This is a genomic window from Roseateles sp. GW821-FHT09G09 (assembly GCF_059415965.1).
The window spans coordinates 467,774-484,642 of the sequence record NZ_JBWKOG010000005.1; the positions used below are offsets into that span (position 1 = coordinate 467,774).

Consider the following 16,869-nt stretch of genomic DNA (forward strand, 5'->3'; position numbering starts at 1 on the left):
CACGGGGTCACTTCTTCGCGGCCAGATCGCCGATCGTGCCGCCGGCGCTCAGGCACGACGCGGCGTCCATGCCCTTGAAGCTGTGACCCTTGCAGGCGTTCTGGCCCTTGCAGGCGTTCTCCGTGGTCTTGCAGTCCGCGTTGCCCTTGCACTCGTGCACGCCGTAGCAATGCACCTTGTCGCTGGCCGCCACGGCCAGTCCGCTGCTGCCCTGCGGGGCGGGCGCCGCCTGGACGGACAGGGCGAACAGGGCGGCGGCAGCGGCCAGGGCGGCGGATTGGGTCTTGGTGATCATGGGGTGCACTCCGAAAGAAGGTTCAGGTTGATGAAGCGGAGCGCTCCTGCGCGTTCCGCACCCTTCTATTCGTAGCCACCACGGCGGAGGTTACAGCGCCCGGAAAATTTCTTTTGTCCGAGGCCCAATGACAAAGCCGCCCGAAGGCGGCTCTATGACCAGACATCGTTCGTATGGAACGCCTCGGAGGGGTCCGAGGCGCCCGGTTCAAACGCTCACTTCAGCGTGTAGCTCTGCTGCGCCGTGTCATACGCGCCGTTGCGCGCCGGATCCCAGTACGTGAAGTTGAAGCGCACGATGTCGCCCTTCTTCAGACCTGACACCGTGTACGCGTTGCCGCTGCCTTCCTTGAGCATGCGCACGTTCAGCTGGCCACCGCCGTTGACCGTGTAATGCACGTCGGCCCAGGTGCCCGTCGCCTGCGAGAACTTCACCGTCGTCGCCGTCGGCTGGCTGATGCCATCCGGCGTGGTCGGCGTGGTGGGCGGGTTCGGATCGGTCGGCGTCGTCGTTCCCGTGTCCAGGTACACGTCGTCGATCGCGAACTGGAAGGCCTGCGCCGGCAGCTTGGTGTTGTCGCCCGAGAACATGAAGATGTCCGCGATCGACTGCAGCGCGACCTTCGGTCCGATCAGCGTCGACACCGGCACCGTCGCCGTCGCCCATTCGCCATTGCGCACCAGGCCGAAGGCCGTCGTGTTCGCCGGGAAATTGACCCAGTTCTGGTTGGTGTAGGTATCGCCGATGCCGATGTTGAACGACACGTTCGCCGGGATCTTGATCTTGAACTTCAGATTCCCGTTGCGGTAGTTGGTCAGGTCACGCAGCTGGCGCGCCTGGATGCCGCCGCCGAACCACTGCCCCGGCGTGTTGTAGCTCCACGCGATGACGTTGGTGCCCTCGGCCGGCTGGATGTTGCCCGCGCCGGTCGACGCGCCGTTCCACAGGAAGATGTCGGACGTGCTGCCCGCCACCAGCTTGTTGCTGATCGCCGTGTTGTCCGTGAACACGCCGAACTTGCCCGCCGCTTCCGGCACCGTCTGGTTGCCCAGCTTCACCTCGCCCTTGCCGTCGAGCTCGTACACGCGGACGTAGTCCACGTACATCGTGCCCGGCAGCGGCGCCGTCACCTGCGAGGGATTCGCCGCGTCGGTGAAATTGCCGCCGACCGCCAGGTTCAGCAGGAAGTAGTACGGCGCGCGCAAGGCGTCCGTGTTCACCGGCAGCGGCTGGTCGTACATGTCGTGCTCGCCGTCGTTGTCGACGACGGTGAACCGCATCTGGCTTTCGGTCCAGTAGAAGCGGTACTTGACGAAGCGGTTCGCGAACGAGGTCGTCGGCTTGTACCAGTTCTTGGTCTGCCACGCCGTCGATGCCGCGCACGATTCATTGCCCGGCACGCAGGCCGCTTGCGCCCACGTGATCACGTTGGCGCCGACGAAGTAGTCCGGCCCCGGCGCGCCCGCGGCGGCCCAGGCCGAGGACTTGTGGCCCAGCTCGGCGATGTCGATCTCGCCCTTGCGCGGCCAGACCTGCGGGCTGGTGCCCAGCAGCCAGGCCGCCGGCCACAGGCCCGTCTGCAGCTGCGGCGTCGCCATGCGGATCTCGATCATCCCGTACTTGACCTGCACCTTGTTGAAGGTGTCGAGCTTGCCCGAGGTGAACTCGTTGCTGCCGATGGTCTGCCTCAGCGCGCGGATCGCCAGCGCACGGGTGCCGGCTTCAAACGGCACGTCGGCGATGGAGAGGTTGTTCGGGCTGTAGTACTCGAGCTCGGCATTGCCGTAGCCGCACAGGTTGATCTGGCAGCCGTTGCCGTCGTACGGCGTCCAGAGCGAGGTGTTCAACGAGGCCCCGTTGAACTCCTCCGACCACAACAGGCGGCCGATGGTCGGGTTGGTCACGCTGGCGTCGGCCTGCGCGGCGGCAGTGACCAACAAGCCCAGCGCGGTAGCGCGCAGGAGTCCCTGCGCGTCGAAGCGGTTCTGCAATCCCATTCATGTCTCCAAGAGGTGTCGATGGTGTGTGCAGGGCACCGATGGGCGCGGTCCGGCCAGCGCTCTGTCGTCGCTCGTCCAGGTCCGTGACTTGTCTCCTGCGCCAACCATCCTAGGCAAGAAACCCGGATTCTGAAAGCGCTTTCATAAAATTGGGGTTTTGGATTGCAACGGCTTGAAAGCAGCGGTGGGCGCTGGGGGGCCGGCGCGCGGCCCGGAAGGATCGGGGCGCGCAGGCCCGGACGGACACGCCAGCCTGCGGCAGGCGGATCTCATTGGCCGGTCAGATTTCTTTCAGCAGCGTGTCCGCGATGCGCAGGCTCAAGGCCGCGCCGGTGAGCGTCGGGTTCATGCACGAGGCCGACGGCATCACGCCCGTCCCCGCGATGAAGAAGTTGGGATGGTCATGCGTGCGGCAGTCGCGGTCCACCACCGAGTCCTTCGGATCGTCGCCCATCAGCGTCGTGCCCATGATGTGCTGGCGGTCCTGGTGCTTGGTGTCCATCTTCAGGACGTCCGCTGCCATCAGCTTGGCCATGCGCTCCAGATCCTTGACCGCGAAGTCGCGGCCCGCGTTCCAGTAGTCGTTGACGCTGTAGTAGATCTCCGGCACCGGGATGCCGATGGCGTCCTTGTGCGTCTTGCTCGGCACGATGCGGTTCTGCGGCTGCGCCTCGGTCTCGAAGTCCACCGCCACGTTCAGCGAGCGCGCCGAGCGCTTGCGGATCTCCTCGTCCAGCTTGGCGCCCATCACGCCCTTGGCCAGCAGCTCCGACGCGATCTGCTGCGTCGTCACGGTGTTGCGGAACTTGGTCTTGTAGCTGGGGATGTCCTTGCGGAACGGTCCGTCGCGGTAGTTCAGGTAGACCAGCAGCTCCGTCGGGCCCTGCCCCGGCCAGACATCCTCGTTCATCATGATGTTCATGCTGATGCCGGTGTGCCCCATCAGGTTGCGGCCCACCTGGTCGGAGGAGTTGGCGATGCCGTTCGGATACTTCTCCGAGGTCGACATCAGCAGCAGCTTCGGCCCTTCGATCGCGTAAGCCGCCAGCACGAAGTGCCGCGCCGTCAGCGCATGCGAGCTGCCGTCCGGCTTCTTGTAATGCACGCGCGTGATCTTGCCGTCCGGACCCGCCTCGATGCGATAGGCCACCGCGTTGTCGAGCAGCTTCGCGCCGGCGCGTTCCGCGACGTCGATGTGCATGGAGCCATCGTACTTCGCGCCGATCGGGCAGACCGGGTTGCAGTTGTTGTTGCCCGCGCAGACCGGCCGGTTGCCGTAGGGGCGCGACGCGCGGCCATGCGGCTCGATCACCGGGTGGTAGCCGCCGGGCTTGAGCATCTCCGCCACCCGCTTCATGAAGTAGGGCTCGTTGAGCGGCTTCATCGGGAAGGGCTCGGAGCGCGGCGGGCTGGCCTCGCCGCCGTGGCCGCTCTCGTCCTGGCCGTCGACGCCGGACACGCCCAGCTCCGATTCCGCCTGGCAGTAGTAGGGCTCGAGCTCGTCGTAGCCGATGGGCCAGTCGCGGCCGCGGCCGTAGAGCGACTTGAGCTTGAAGTCGTTCGGGATCATCCGCCACAGCGCCGAGCCGAAGTGCCAGGTCGTGCCCCCGACCACGCGCAGGTACTTGGTCGGATAGGACACCGGCCCGGTCTGGCGCAGGTAGTCGCCGTAGGTCGACGGGATGTGCGGCGGATTCGGGAACGGGGACCCCGCGCCCTGCAGCTTCATGTTGGCCAGCGAGAGCTTCACCGGCGCGTTGCGGAAGGTCTCGACGATGTCGGCGCGGCGCACGCGCGGACCGGCTTCGAGAATGATGACGGACTTGCCCGCCTTGGCGACGCGGCTGGCGATCAGCCCGCCCATCACCCCGGACCCGATGACGATCAGGTCGGCGTCGTACTGTGTGCTCATGCGGTCTTGCGTTCGTTGGTTGCGGCCGGGGTCACAGGCGTGGTCACGCCCGGCTTGTCGCCCCAGGAATCGGGGCCGGCGCCGTAGGTCGGCACCACAAGCACGTCCTTGGTCGGGCGGTACATCAGCGCTTCGGCGTAGCTGATCAGCTCGGCGTCGGCGTCCTGGCCGACGATGCCCAGATACCACGCCGAGACGATGCGCGTGGTCGCCGCGCGCAGCGTGTCCTGGAACTCGGGCGTGTCGAGGAGTTGCTCGACGGTCGCGGCCTGGGTGCTGCGGATCAGCGCCAGCAGCGCGCGGGCGCTGTCGCCGAACTGCGGATCGCGCTTGGCCAGCGCCACCTGGTAGCGGCCGGCGAGCGTCGCATCCAGCGGCTGGCCGCCGGTCAGGAAGACCGAGAGGCGCAGGAAGTCGGTGACCGGCAGCGCGGCCGCGGCGGGTGTCGCGCCAGCGGTGCCGGCGGCGCTGGCGGCGGTCGCTGCGAGACCTTCCCGCGCGGCCAGCAGCCCGGCGCCGCCCAGGGCCAGCGCGGTCCCGGCCAGCGAGGCCATCTCCAGCAGGCTGCGGCGCGAGAGCGAGCGGCTCAAGGTCTGCGAGGGATCGTGTTCATGGATCATGGAGGGCTCCGTTCAGAAGGCGCCGCGCAGACGCCGGGCGCGTTGCACGCGGCGTCGGCGACGCAGCACGAGGGCGATCAGCACCAGCAGCACCAGCACGACGGCCGGCACCATGAAGGGCTGCGCCTTCGCGAGCAAGGGCTTGGGTCCACCGGCGCGGGCGACGCGGACATCCTCCAGGCTGACCTTCACCGCGGCGTTGCCGTAGCGGCCCAGCACGTAGTTGGAGAGGTCGGCGATCTCCTGGTCGTCGAGGCGGTCGGTGAAGGAGGCGGCATCGCCGAAAGCCGGCATGAAATGCGGCTTGCCGGCGACGGTGCGGTCCACGCCGTGCAGGATGGTCGCGATCAGGTTGTCGGCGCGGTCCCCGCCGGTCGCGCTGTTGTGGAACAGCGAGGGGTACTCCCCATTCGAGGTCCCCGTCCCGTTCTCCTGATGACAGTGCGCGCAGCTGGCGCTGAACACCCGCCAGCCGGGATCGACGTCCTGGAGCCCGCGCAGCGCGACTTCATCGCGGGACGCCTCGCCGAACGCGTGACGCGCCTTGCCGCCGGCCGCCGCGGCGGCGTCGGCCACCGCCGGCGTCCGCTTCAGGAAGGCCGCGATGGCGCGCAGGTCCGATTCCGGCAGGTGCTGCAGGCTGTGCTCGATGGCCTCCGCCATCGGGCCGGCCGCCTGCGCCTTGCCATGGACCTGACCCGTCTTGAGGTACTGCACCAGCTCGTCGTCGCTCCAGCCGCCGATGCCGTGCACCGGGTCCGAGGTGATGTTCGGCGCGAACCAGGGACCGACATTGGCGCCCGACAGGAACGGCTGGCCGAGGTCCTCCGCCATCAAGGGGTTGCGGGGCGTGTGACAGGTGCTGCAGTGCGCGAGCGCACCCGCGAGGTAAGCGCCGCGATTGACCGCTTCGGACCTGGCGGGGTCAGGCCTGAAGCGCTCGTCCTTCAGGAACAGCGCGTTCCACACCGCCATCGAGGCCCGCACGCTGAAGGGGAACGGCAGATGCGTCTCGGCCACCGGCTGGTCCACGGGCTTCACGTCGTGCATGAAGTAGGCGTAGAGCGCCGCGGTGTCGTCGTCCGACAGCTGCGTGTACGCGGTGTAGGGCATCGCCGGGTAGAGATGGCGGCCGTCGCGGCGCACGCCCTGGCGCAACGCGCGTTGGAACTCGGGCAGCGTGTACCCACCGATGCCGTGCGTCGTCGACGGCGTGATGTTGGTCGCGACGATGGCGCCCATCGGTGACTCGATCGCGTAACCGCCCGCGAAGGGGGCGCCCCCCTTGGGCGTGGTGTGGCAGGCCGCGCAGTCGGCCGCGATCGCCAGCTGCCTGCCGCGCGCGATGAGCGCCGCATCGACCGGCGGCTGTTCCGCCAGCGCCCAGCCCGGGCAGGCGCACAGCGCCAGCATCGAGAGCGAGCGCGCTGCCGCGCCACGCGGTATCCACCTCGTGAAATTCATCCGTTCGACCCCAGTCCGTTGCTCGTGCGGGGACGACCGATGCCTCGCCGGTGCCCCACGCCCACTGGATTGGTACCGGTACCAATCCGTATCGACGGATTTTGCATACGAATGGGTTCACCAAAGCGAAGAGAACGAGCGGCAGTCGCACTGTCGACGATGCGCAGCCTCTGCTCGCACGGAATTCCAGGGGGCCACTCGCTGTGATCCGAAACGGCGCGGCGCACGTACAGGCGAAGGCCCCCCATGGCTTCACCGGCGTGCAACGCCGGCTTCCCCGCACGCCCATCGCTTATGTCGTCGTCCCTTCGTCCGACCGCTGGATTTCTCTCGATCGACTCGCGTCGCCGCATGCGGCGGCTTCCTGCGGCCGTGCTGCCCGCATCGATCCCGGGCTCGCCGGCCGCACCGGGATGAGCGCGATGAGGGGCGCCGTGCGGTCCCTCGTCGTCGTCCTCGGCGACCAGCTCGACGCCCAGTCCTCCGCCTTCGACGACTTCGACCCGCGCGTCGACCGGGTGTGGATGGCGGAAGTGCGCGAAGAGTCGACGCACGTGTGGTCCAGCCGGATCCGCATTGCGCTGTTTCTCGCGGCCATGCGCCATCACGCCGACCTCCTGCGCCGCCTGGGTCGGGACGTCGACTACGTGGCGCTGGACGACGCCGACAACACGGGCAGTCTGGGCACCGAGTTGTCGCGCGCGTTGCAGCGCTGGCAGCCGCTGCGCGTGCTGATGACCGCGCCGGGGGACTGGCGTGTCCTGAAGGCGCTCCGGGCCGCGGCCGCGCAGTCGGGCTGGACGCTCGAGCTGCGGGACGACCGCCACTTCTTCTGCACCGTCCGCGAGTTCTCGGCCTTCGCCGGCGAGCGTCGGCAGCTGCGGATGGAAACCTTCTACCGAGAGATGCGACGGCGGCATGAGGTCCTGATGGAAGGGGACGAACCCGCCGGGGACCGCTGGAACTTCGACGCGGAGAACCAGCAGCCCTTCCCGCGCGGCGGTCCGGTCTTCCTGCCGGAGCGGGTCGGCTTCGCGCCGGACGCCGTGACCCGGGAGGTCATCGCGCTGGTGGCGCGGGCGTTCCCCGACCACCCCGGCTCGCTGGACGACTTCGACTGGCCGGTGACGCGCGAGCAGGCCCTGCTGGCCTTGGACCGCTTCATCGCGGAGCGCCTGCCGGAGTTCGGCTGTTGGCAGGATGCGCTGTGGCCGGACACGCCGCGGCTGTGGCACGCGCAGCTGTCGGCGGCCATGAATCTGAAACTGATCGGTCCGCGGGAGGCGGTGTCGCGCGCCGAGCAGGCCTGGCGCGCGGGCCACGCACCGCTCGCCAGCGTGGAGGGCTTCGTGCGACAGGTGCTGGGCTGGCGGGAGTACGTCCGCGGTCTCTACTGGACACGCATGCCGGCGCTGGCGCAGGCCAATGCACTCGGCGCCGAAGCGCCGCTGCCGCGCTTCTTCTGGACCGGCGACACGGACCTGGTCTGCCTGGCCGATGCGCTGCGGCAGACGCTGCAACGGGGCTATGCCCATCACATCCAGCGGCTGATGGTCACCGGGCTGTTCTCGCTGCTGCTGGGCGTGCGGCCTGCCGCGGTGCACGAGTGGTACCTCTCGGTCTACGTGGACGCGGTGGAATGGGTGGAGTTGCCCAACACGCTGGGCCGGAGCCAGTACGCCGATGGCGGCGCGATGACCAGCAAGCCCTACGTCGCCAGCGGCAAGTACATCGAGCGCATGAGCAGCGGCCAGTACTGCGCACGCTGCCGGTACCGGCCCGAGCTCCGCGTCGGCCCGCAGGCCTGCCCGTACACCACCCTCTACTGGGACTTCCTGCTGAAGCACCGTGCGCGCTTCGCGCGCCATCCGCGACTGGGGGCGCAGGTCCGCCACCTCGATCGCCTCGCGGACGAGGACGTGCTGGCGATCCAGGCGCAGGCGGGCCAGCTCCGCGCCCACTTCGCCGAACAAGGTTAGAAAAAGCCGGCTGGATGCACTACGCGTCACCGGGGCCGGGGCCGGGGCCGGGGCCGTTCATCCTGTGGGCGCCCGCCTGGATCCTGGCCTTGTCGGCGCCGTTCGCGACCTTGCTGCATTAGGGTTTTCACTGATTCTTGATGCCCTTGAACGTCCCGGACAGAGCTCCTAAATCCGTCTCGACCCGCCATCAATCGATTCGGATGAGGACTGGATCATGGCCAAGCAGCTCGATACCTCCGGCGTTTCCACGAAGCGCTCCGCGCGACGTTCGCGGCTCCCCCTGAGCCCGTCGCAACTCCAGGCCTACCTGCTCGCACGCGAGACGTTGCGACGCCTCAAAGGCCCGTCGCGCCCCGTCTTCGCGCGCGATCCCTCCAGCCGACAGACAGACGCCGGGCCCTCGCCTCAGGACCGCTGAGCGGTCGGGCCGGGAAGGCGGATTTCAAAGACCGACGCGGTGCCGCGTCGACATCCTTCATCGACCACGGAAAGGAGTTCTCTCATGTTCGATACGACATTCCATCGTCCTCACGGCCTGCTGGAGCAACTCTCCCAGTTGCAACAGTCGCTCTCGCGCTCGCTGACATCGGAGGGCTTCCCTGACGGCATCCGCGCCGCGGCCGCGGGCAGCTTCCCGCCGATCAACGTCGGGCGGGCCGAGCGGTCCGTCGAGGTCTACGCCTTCGCGCCCGGCCTGGATGCGCAGACCATCGACGTGACGGTCGAGCGCGGTGTACTGAGGATCTCCGGCGAACGACGGCCAACCGAACGCCGCAGTGCCGAGACGGTGCAGGTCTATGCCGCGGAGCGCTGGCATGGCCGGTTCAACCGCGCCGTCACCCTGCCGGACGACGCCGACACCGGCAGCGTCGAGGCCAGCTACCGCGACGGCGTGCTGCGCGTCAGCGTCGGTCTGCGCGAGGCGGCCCGCCCGCAACGCATCAACGTGCAATGACTGGATGACCCATCGCAAGGAGCTTGTCATGACTCAACAGAACCAACTGACCCGCAGCGAGGCTGAACGCGACGCCGTGGCCGCCAACGACGCGTCGTCGACGCGCCGCCCCACCCCGGGCGCACGTGCGACGGCGCAGCCGGCGGTCGAGATCCTCGAGGACGGTGCCGGCATCACGCTGCTGGCCGACATGCCCGGCGTGCCGCGCGAGAAGCTGGATGTCCGGCTGGACGGCGAGACCCTCGTCATCGAAGGCGAGGTCGCCGTGGCCAGCCCGGACGGCATGCGCGGCCTCTGGGCGGAGGTCAACGTGCCGCGCTACCGCCGCTCGTTCACGCTGAGCCGCGAACTCGATGCCGCACGCATCGAAGCCGGCATGAAGGATGGCGTCCTGACGCTGCGGATCCCGAAGCAGGCGCATGCGCAGCCGCGGCGCATCGCGGTGTCGACGGGCTGACGGTCTGACGGGCTGACGCGACGGGGCAGTACCTGGTGCTGCTGGCTGCTGGCCGCTGGCGCTGACCTGCGGCTCACGTTGCCGCCCCGACGGCCCATGGGATGCGGCGCGCGAGGGACAATCGCGCGCCGTCAACACAGGGCCGGAGCACCGGGATGCCGTTCAGGGAGGTCGTTCAGGAGATCGCGAGCACCGCGCAGCGCCGTGCCGCACTGACGCTTGCCGTGGCGCTGCTGGTGGGCATCGCCGCGGTCCTGCCCTACGCCTCCGAGCCCCTCGTCCCGCTGCCCCACATCAGCGGCATGTATGGCGCGGCCGCGGCGATGATCAACCTGGCGACGTTCTGGCTGCTCATCTCCGCGCCCAGCCAGCCGCGATCGCATTCGGTCATCGCCGCCGCCTACCTCTACGCGGGGCTGATGGCGGTGCTGCATGTCCTGGCCTTCCCAGGGGCCGTGCTTTCCGACCGGCCCCTGCTCGGTTCACCGCACGCGGTCAGCTGGCTGTTCATCGCGTGGCGCGCGGGGTTCGCGTGTTTCATCATCTGGGCGGCGCTGTCCGCGATGCAACCGAGCAAGGAGCCCCGGACCTTCACCTACTGGCCGCCCCTGGTCGCCACGGCGGCGGCGGTCATGGCCGGCTTCGCCTCCCAGTGGACCGATGCCGCAGCCACCGTCGACCAGGGCGGGCGGCAGGCCTTCGGACTTTTCAGCGTCTACGGCTCCTACAGCGCGGCGGTCCTGGCCGTCCTGGCCGTCGTGCTCATCGGGCTGCGCGGACTCCATCGGCGCTCCATCTTCATCTGGCTGGTCGTCGTGCTCACCGCAGAGGCCGGCGGCGTGTGGCTGAGCACCTACAGCGGTTCGCGCTACACCTTGGCCTGGTACTCGGTGCGCGTCGAAGGCCTGATCGCGAGCTCGGTCGTGCTGGTCCTGCTGGCCCATCATTTCCGCCGCGTCCAGCGCGGCCTCGCGGACACGGTGACGAAACTGCTCCGACGCACGGAGGAGCTTCAAGCCGCCGTCCATCAACGGGAACGGGCGGAGCAGAAGCTCGCCCAGGCCGAGAAGCTGCGGATGGTCGGTCAACTGGGCGCCGGTCTCGCCCACGACCTCAACAACATCCTGCAGGTGGTCACCGGCCGCTTGAGCATCCTCCAACGCCGTGTCGGCGCAGCGGCCGATGCCGATGTCGCCGCGATCAGGCGCAGCGTCACCAAGGCGGAAGCGCTGACGCGCCAGCTCTCCTTGTTGTCGGCCCGTCGGGCGCTCGTGGCTCGCCCCCTGGACACGAGGATCGAACTCGAACGCATCGCGGACAACGTCCGGCAACTGCTCGACGCCCGGCACACGGTGGAACTGCGCGCCGAGCCGAACCTGGGGCGGGTCGCCGTGGACGGCCTGGAACTGGAAATCGCGCTGACCAACCTGGTGACCAACGCGAGAGATGCGATGCCCGCCGGCGGCGTGATCCGGATGTCGGCGGAGGCCGGGGAGGACCCGCGGCTAGGCGCCGTCTGCGTCCTGCGCGTGACCGACGACGGCGAGGGCATGAGCGCCGAAGTGATCGACAGGATCTTCGAGCCCTTCTTCACGACCAAGCCGCAGGGCAAGGGGAGCGGGCTGGGCATGCCGCAGGTCGCGGCCTTCATCGAGGCTTCGGGCGGCGCGATCCGCGTGGACAGCGTCCCCGGCGACGGCACCACCATCTGCTTGATGATTCCCTCCCGGCAGGCGGAAGACGCGGCGCAGGCGACCGCGCCCCAGGGGGACACGGTCGTCACGGCCGGCAGGGTGATCCTGCTGGTCGACGACAACCATGACGTCCGGGAAGCCACCCAGCAGCTGCTCGAGTCCAGCGGATTCGTGGTGAAGGCGGTGGACAGCGGGGAGGAGGCGCTGCAGCTGCTCAGCCGCGGATTCGATCCCGACATCCTGGTGAGCGACATCGTGATGCCTCAAGGCATGAACGGGGTCAAGCTGGTCCGCGAGGTGCGTCGCATGCGCCCGCTGATCCAGCCGGTGCTGGTGACGGGGCACAGCGACGTTGCGCAGGTCGCGACGGACGAGGGCTTCCCGGTCATCGCGAAGCCCTACGACCTGCCGACGCTGCTGCAGGCCCTGAGCTAGGGAGCGTCTGGCGCGTCGGCATGCGCATTGCCAGAGCAGCGGACAACCCGACGTCGTCCCAGATGCCTGAACTTCACCTGAAGGACTTGCGAGGTGTCACGCTCGCGCTCTACTTGAATCCGGAGTCCGGATGGCAGATCCAGTAACGAGGCCGGTGCCGTCCACCGGGAAGCTGTCGGAGGGTCAGCTGCAGGTGCTGGGCGGACTTCCCTTGGACCCCAGTCGCGCCAATCCCAAGGCCATCGCGATGCTGGCGGATCTGCAGGCGCGCGCGCTCATCGACGTCGATCGCGACAGTCACGCGCTCCTGCTCAGCGCTTCCGGGCGGCACGCGCTGGAGATGGCGCTGCGCCTCGTTGCCGGTGTTCCTGCCAATTAAAGTCGGAAACGTCGCTTTAGCTGCGACAACGACTTAGCGCTGCTCGTGCTCGCCCCGCGCAAGCACAAAGTCGGAAACGCCTTTTCATCCCCGTCTACAGGCCAAACTAACCCTCCTCCGGGCCGTGCGGGAACGCCCAGAGCTCCACGCGCTGTCCGGATCAACGATGCGCCACTTCGGAGGGACGTCGGACCGCTGACGCGTCGCCGCAGGGGGCGGCAAACGGGAAAAGATGCAGCAGGGGCTGTTATTTTGTACAGTCCCTCATGGTCCCCGCATCCACCACCCACACCCCTCCAGCGGCCGACCACCGCTTGCGGCGTATAGCGGCGAACGACGCGTTTGTCGAAGGGGAGCCAACCAGCCCAAAGAACGGCAGCAGCGACGCGACGCCTGAACTTGGTCAGGTAGACCAGCGCAAGAAAGCCAAGCCAGCGGTCGTAGGCGTGGGTGAGCTGGACGACCAGCATGGCTCGGAATTGCGGGCAGAAGAGGAGACAGAAGAACATGGTTTTCACAACCGTTGATAAGGAGACTCCTGTAGCCAACTCACTTATTCGCCCGTCTCTGGCGCGTCGATTTGTGCGGTTGCCGGAGCGACCGCTGTAGTTCTGCCGAGGCAGCTCCGCCAGGTGCGACGGTCCTTCGGAGCCGACTGAGACTGTGCGAGCGTGGTCCATTGCCGCACTGGAGCACCCATCCGCGGGGCGTTACAGCCCTGGGCACCGCTGGTCGAAACCTAGACTTCAGGGTGCGGTGGTTGGCCGTGCAGGGCGCGGCCCGGTTGGAAGGCAGATGGAATTCTGGGAAGAGATGACGAACGCCCGCGTTGGGCCGCACTTCGTGCACCGACGAGTGTCCTTGGGCGACATCCGCCGAATCGTCCTCGACGGCTCGGCAAATGTGTTCGTTCGGACTGGGCCTGCAGGGGATGTGCACCTCGCGGCGAAGGACGAGGAAGCTCTCGAAGGACTCCACGTCTGGGTGAACGGCTCAACGCTCACCGTTGATACCGCCAGCATCGCGGTCAACATCCCGGGCCTGCTGACGGCGAACGTGAAGGGGTCGGTGATCGTCAACGGCCAGACGGTGGCAGGTGGAACCCGCGGCTACGTCGGACTCACGCTGCCAGAACTCGATGAGCTCGTTGTCGAGGGCTCCGGCGAGCTCGAAATCCTCGAAGTCGCCCAACAAGAGATTCGCTTGTCGGTTCGTGGAGCAGGCAACGTGCGGGTGAGCGGTAAGGTGGACCGCCTAGTGGCGACTATCTCTGGTGCAGGCAATGTGCAGGCGGAGCGTCTAATCTGCCGCGAGGCTCAGCTTGACGTCCGAGGGGCTGGGAACGTCTACGCTCATGTGACGGCCAGCGTCGTGGCCACTGTCCGTGGCGTTGGCGAGATTACTGTTGCCGGGAACCCGTCTCAGGTTGAGTCTCGTGTCAGCGGTCTCGGACGTGTGCGTGTGCTTCCTGAGAGTGGGCGGGCCCGAGCCAACACGCCGCCACCCGTGGATTGCGAGGAGCCGCGCGCTAGCACTGAGGCGCCACCGGCCAAGGGCATTGCTGCGTGGATTCGTCGCTGGCGCGCCGCACCGTAGGGGCATAGCGGCGGAGCGGACGACACGATCAAATGCAAAAGGGCCCCGCAGAGCCCTATTCAATTGAGGATGTCAGTGGGTGCGAGGCGGAGCGTGGCTCCATTCGACCTGGGGCGTAATCAGCCACCGTGCCGAGCGACACCTGCAACCTCGCCCCCTGCGTGTGGGCGCGCCTGGCCAGTTCGACTTGGATGCTGCGACGTCTGTCGCCACGGACGGCATAACATGCCCATCCGGCTGCACCGGCTCGATCAAGTCGTAGCTACGGTTGCTCATCGTGGCAGCACCGTAGCGGGGGATGGCCGCGTTGGGAAGCCCCAAATGCGGCCAGCCCGTACAGGGACGGGCCGGCCAAGGGGTCAGGTGTTGTCGTTTACGACTTTAGAGTTCCAGATCGTTTACGACATTAATTGAGTGTTTACGACTTTAATTGTGAGGAACAGCCGGGCGGTGAGCGCCCGGGCCTCACTCCACCGTCACGCTCTTCGCTAGGTTCCGCGGCTTGTCCACGTCCGTCCCGCGCGCGCAGGCCGTGTGATACGCCAGCAGCTGCAACGGCACGGTGTGCAGGATCGGGCTGAGCGCACCGTAGTGCTCCGGCATGCGGATGACGTGGAGTCCCGGTTCGCTGTCGATCTTCGTATCGCCGTCGGCGAACACGAACAGCTCGCCGCCGCGCGCGCGCACTTCCTGCATGTTGCTCTTGAGCTTCTCCAGCAGCGTGTCGTTCGGCGCCACCGTCACGACCGGCATCTGCGCCGTCACCAGCGCCAGCGGGCCGTGCTTCAACTCACCCGCCGGATAGGCCTCGGCGTGGATGTAGCTGATCTCCTTGAGCTTCAGCGCGCCTTCCAGCGCGATCGGGTAATGCAGCCCGCGGCCGAGGAACAACGCGTTTTCCTTGCGCGCGAATTCCTCGCTCCACGCGATCACCTGCGGCTCCAGCGCGAGCACCGCCTGCACCGCCACCGGCAGGTGGCGCAGCGCCTTCAGATGCTCCTGTTCCTGCGCTTCCGTCAGATGCCCGCGCGTCTGCGCCAGCGCCAGCGTCAGCAGGAACAAGCCCACCAGCTGCGTCGTGAACGCCTTCGTCGAGGCCACGCCGATCTCCGCACCCGCCCGCGTGATGTAGGCCAGCGAGCACTCCCGGACCATCGCGCTCGTCGACACGTTGCACACCGTCAGCGTGTGCAGCATCCCCAGCGAGCGCGCATGCTTCAGCGCCGCCAGCGTGTCCGCCGTCTCGCCGCTCTGGCTGATCGTCACCACCAGGGTGCGCGGGTTCGGCACGCTGTCGCGATAGCGGTATTCGCTCGCGATCTCCACGCTGGTCGGGATCTTCGCGATGCTCTCCAGCCAGTACTTCGCCGTCGAGCCCGCGTAGTAGCTGGTCCCGCAGGCCAGGATCAGCACCGAGTCGACGTCCTTGAACACCCGGAACGCGCCGTCGCCGAACAGCTCCGGGCTGATGCCCGTCACCGCGTCCAGCGTGTTGGCGATCGCCACCGGCTGCTCGAAGATCTCCTTCTGCATGTAGTGCCGGTAGGGGCCCAGCTCGGCCGCGCCGCTGTGCGCGTGCACCGTCTTCACCTCGCGCTCGACGTTGACGAAACGGCCCGTCGTCGCGTCCTTGTTGCTGATCCAGTACCGGCCCAGCTGCAGGTCGACGACGTCGCCCTCCTCCAGGTACACGATCTGGTCGGTCACGCCCGCCAGCGCCATCGCGTCCGAGGCGACGAAGTTCGCGCCGGCGTACTCGTCCTTGCCGACGCCCAGCACCATCGGCGAGCCCTCGCGGGCGCCGATCACGCGGTGCGGCTCGTCCTTGTGGAACACCGCGATGCCGTAGGCGCCGCGCAGCTGCGCCACCGCCGTCTGCACCGCTTCCAGCAGGTCGCCGTGGTAGTGGAAATCGACCAGGTGGGCGATGACCTCGGTGTCGGTCTGGCTGTGGAAGACATAGCCGCGCGACTTCAGCTCGGCGCGCAGTTCATCGTGGTTCTCGATGATGCCGTTGTGGACCAGCGCCACCCGGCCCGGCTGCTGGTGCGCCTCGGCGCCCGGGCCGTGCGAGAAGTGCGGATGCGCGTTGTGCACCGCCGGCGCGCCGTGCGTCGCCCAGCGCGTGTGCGCGATGCCGGTGCCGGCCGCGACGCCGTCCTGCGCCGCCAGCGCCTGCAGCTCCGCCACCCGCGAGGTGCTGCGCGCCCGGCGCAGCTGACCGTCCTGGTGAACCGCCACCCCGCACGAGTCGTACCCGCGGTACTCGAGCCGCTTCAGGCCCTCGATGAGGATGGGAACGATGTCTTTCTGGCTGACCGCGCCGACGATGCCGCACATGTGGTGTCTCCCCGTGAGTTTGCCCGGACGCCCGGACGAATTTGCGAATGGCGGAATGCTAGGCAGCTTGGCGAGGTGGATGCTTTCAACGTTTGATCGTTCATGAAAGAATCAGTCATCACTGACTGATCGTGATGGATTATTCCATCTGAAGATTCTCTATGGAATATTCCATCACATTGGACGCCATCGACTTGCGGGTGCTGGATCTGCTGCAGCAGGACGCTTCGCTGTCCAACCAGGCGCTGGCCGAGCGCGCTCATGTGTCGCCCGCCACCTGCCTGCGTCGTGTGCGACGGCTTGTGGAGACCGGCGTCATCGAGAAGCAGGTCGCCATCCTGTCGCCGGAGAAGCTGGGCGCCGGGCTGTCGGCGCTGGTCGAGATCACGCTCGACCGGCAAGGCGCGGAGCATCTCGATGCGTTCGAGGCGATCGCCGTCGCGGCGCCCGAGGTGCAGCAGTGCTGGCGTGTCGCGCCGGGGCCGGACTTCGTGCTGGTGCTGCAGGTGCCGGACATGCCGGCGTATCACGCCCTGGTGCAGCGGCTGTTCACGCAGCAGGCCAACGTCCGCAACGTGAAGGCCTTCTTCAGCGTCAAACGCGCGAAGTTCGAGCCGCGCCTGGCTCTGCCTGCGGCGCGGTCCTGAGACTCACACGGCCGCTGGCCCTCACCCCTGCCCTCTCCCGCAAGCGGGAGAGGGAGTCCGACCGGCTCGACTCAAGGAGCTGGCTCCTCTTGC

General features: G+C 67.8%; 14 protein-coding genes. 8 read left to right on the forward strand and 6 right to left on the reverse strand.

Going from position 1 to position 16,869, the window contains the following annotated elements; all coding sequences use genetic code 11:
- Window positions 1–7: 7 nt before the first annotated feature.
- The 5 genes from bufA2 to AC07O8_RS16175 all read right to left on the reverse strand — a co-directional run bounded on the left by bufA2 (window position 8) and on the right by AC07O8_RS16175 (window position 6,291).
- Window positions 8–295 (reverse strand): BufA2 family periplasmic bufferin-type metallophore, encoded by a 288-nt coding sequence (gene bufA2 / locus AC07O8_RS16155; protein ID WP_297525446.1) that lies wholly within the window; start codon window positions 293–295, stop codon window positions 8–10.
- A gap of 215 nt (window positions 296–510) precedes the next feature.
- Window positions 511–2,292 (reverse strand): glycoside hydrolase family 16 protein, encoded by a 1,782-nt coding sequence (locus AC07O8_RS16160; protein ID WP_495048996.1) that lies wholly within the window; start codon window positions 2,290–2,292, stop codon window positions 511–513.
- Window positions 2,293–2,575: 283 nt separating this feature from the next.
- Window positions 2,576–4,207, reverse strand: a complete 1,632-nt coding sequence (locus tag AC07O8_RS16165) for a GMC family oxidoreductase (RefSeq protein WP_495048997.1) — start codon at window positions 4,205–4,207, stop codon at window positions 2,576–2,578.
- A complete protein-coding gene (locus tag AC07O8_RS16170) occupies window positions 4,204–4,827 on the reverse strand; it encodes a sugar dehydrogenase complex small subunit (RefSeq protein WP_495048998.1) in 624 nt (207 codons plus the stop codon). Before AC07O8_RS16170 ends, AC07O8_RS16165 begins: the two co-directional genes overlap by 4 nt.
- Window positions 4,828–4,839: 12 nt before the next feature.
- Entirely contained in the window at window positions 4,840–6,291 is a 1,452-nt protein-coding gene (locus AC07O8_RS16175) for a c-type cytochrome (protein WP_495048999.1), read from the reverse strand.
- 422 nt (window positions 6,292–6,713) lie between these two features.
- On the opposite strand from AC07O8_RS16175, the gene AC07O8_RS16180 reads away from it, so the two are divergent.
- From AC07O8_RS16180 to AC07O8_RS16210, 7 genes are all read left to right on the forward strand, one after another.
- Window positions 6,714–8,270 carry a cryptochrome/photolyase family protein gene (locus AC07O8_RS16180; protein ID WP_495049108.1) on the forward strand — a complete coding sequence of 519 codons (1,557 nt, stop codon included), beginning with the start codon at window positions 6,714–6,716 and terminating at the stop codon, window positions 8,268–8,270.
- 505 nt (window positions 8,271–8,775) lie between these two features.
- Window positions 8,776–9,228, forward strand: a complete 453-nt coding sequence (locus AC07O8_RS16185) for an Hsp20/alpha crystallin family protein (RefSeq protein ID WP_495049000.1) — start codon at window positions 8,776–8,778, stop codon at window positions 9,226–9,228.
- A 28-nt stretch (window positions 9,229–9,256) separates the two neighbouring features.
- Window positions 9,257–9,685, forward strand: coding sequence for an Hsp20/alpha crystallin family protein (locus AC07O8_RS16190; RefSeq protein ID WP_495049001.1), 429 nt, complete (start codon window positions 9,257–9,259; stop codon window positions 9,683–9,685).
- Between the two features lie 155 nt (window positions 9,686–9,840).
- Window positions 9,841–11,814: an ATP-binding protein gene (locus AC07O8_RS16195; protein ID WP_495049002.1), complete on the forward strand. Its 1,974-nt coding sequence runs from the start codon at window positions 9,841–9,843 to the stop codon at window positions 11,812–11,814.
- 130 nt (window positions 11,815–11,944) lie between these two features.
- Complete coding sequence (locus AC07O8_RS16200; RefSeq protein ID WP_495049003.1) at window positions 11,945–12,193, forward strand: hypothetical protein; 249 nt, start codon at window positions 11,945–11,947, stop codon at window positions 12,191–12,193.
- A 266-nt stretch (window positions 12,194–12,459) separates the two neighbouring features.
- A complete protein-coding gene (locus tag AC07O8_RS16205) occupies window positions 12,460–12,720 on the forward strand; it encodes a hypothetical protein (protein ID WP_495049004.1) in 261 nt (86 codons plus the stop codon).
- Between the two features lie 268 nt (window positions 12,721–12,988).
- Complete coding sequence (locus tag AC07O8_RS16210) at window positions 12,989–13,789, forward strand: GIN domain-containing protein (RefSeq protein ID WP_495049005.1); 801 nt, start codon at window positions 12,989–12,991, stop codon at window positions 13,787–13,789.
- Window positions 13,790–14,254: 465 nt separating this feature from the next.
- Here the strand turns inward: AC07O8_RS16210 and glmS are convergent, their stop codons facing one another.
- Window positions 14,255–16,129 carry a glutamine--fructose-6-phosphate transaminase (isomerizing) gene (gene glmS / locus AC07O8_RS16215; protein WP_495049006.1) on the reverse strand — a complete coding sequence of 625 codons (1,875 nt, stop codon included), beginning with the start codon at window positions 16,127–16,129 and terminating at the stop codon, window positions 14,255–14,257.
- Between the two features lie 161 nt (window positions 16,130–16,290).
- On the opposite strand from glmS, the gene AC07O8_RS16220 reads away from it, so the two are divergent.
- Window positions 16,291–16,776 carry an Lrp/AsnC family transcriptional regulator gene (locus tag AC07O8_RS16220; protein ID WP_495049007.1) on the forward strand — a complete coding sequence of 162 codons (486 nt, stop codon included), beginning with the start codon at window positions 16,291–16,293 and terminating at the stop codon, window positions 16,774–16,776.
- The last annotated feature ends 93 nt before the right edge of the window (window positions 16,777–16,869 follow it).

Bases quoted from the DNA above. Each gene is read 5' to 3' on its own strand.
- bufA2 (WP_297525446.1), bottom strand. From the start codon at position 295: ATGATCACCAAGACCCAATCCGCCGCCCTGGCCGCTGCCGCCGCCCTG.
- AC07O8_RS16160 (WP_495048996.1), bottom strand. From the start codon at position 2,292: ATGGGATTGCAGAACCGCTTCGACGCGCAGGGACTCCTGCGCGCTACC.
- AC07O8_RS16165 (WP_495048997.1), bottom strand. From the start codon at position 4,207: ATGAGCACACAGTACGACGCCGACCTGATCGTCATCGGGTCCGGGGTG.
- AC07O8_RS16170 (WP_495048998.1), bottom strand. From the start codon at position 4,827: ATGATCCATGAACACGATCCCTCGCAGACCTTGAGCCGCTCGCTCTCG.
- AC07O8_RS16175 (WP_495048999.1), bottom strand. From the start codon at position 6,291: ATGAATTTCACGAGGTGGATACCGCGTGGCGCGGCAGCGCGCTCGCTC.
- AC07O8_RS16180 (WP_495049108.1), top strand. From the start codon at position 6,714: ATGAGGGGCGCCGTGCGGTCCCTCGTCGTCGTCCTCGGCGACCAGCTC.
- AC07O8_RS16185 (WP_495049000.1), top strand. From the start codon at position 8,776: ATGTTCGATACGACATTCCATCGTCCTCACGGCCTGCTGGAGCAACTC.
- AC07O8_RS16190 (WP_495049001.1), top strand. From the start codon at position 9,257: ATGACTCAACAGAACCAACTGACCCGCAGCGAGGCTGAACGCGACGCC.
- AC07O8_RS16195 (WP_495049002.1), top strand. From the start codon at position 9,841: ATGCCGTTCAGGGAGGTCGTTCAGGAGATCGCGAGCACCGCGCAGCGC.
- AC07O8_RS16200 (WP_495049003.1), top strand. From the start codon at position 11,945: ATGGCAGATCCAGTAACGAGGCCGGTGCCGTCCACCGGGAAGCTGTCG.
- AC07O8_RS16205 (WP_495049004.1), top strand. From the start codon at position 12,460: ATGGTCCCCGCATCCACCACCCACACCCCTCCAGCGGCCGACCACCGC.
- AC07O8_RS16210 (WP_495049005.1), top strand. From the start codon at position 12,989: ATGGAATTCTGGGAAGAGATGACGAACGCCCGCGTTGGGCCGCACTTC.
- glmS (WP_495049006.1), bottom strand. From the start codon at position 16,129: ATGTGCGGCATCGTCGGCGCGGTCAGCCAGAAAGACATCGTTCCCATC.
- AC07O8_RS16220 (WP_495049007.1), top strand. From the start codon at position 16,291: ATGGAATATTCCATCACATTGGACGCCATCGACTTGCGGGTGCTGGAT.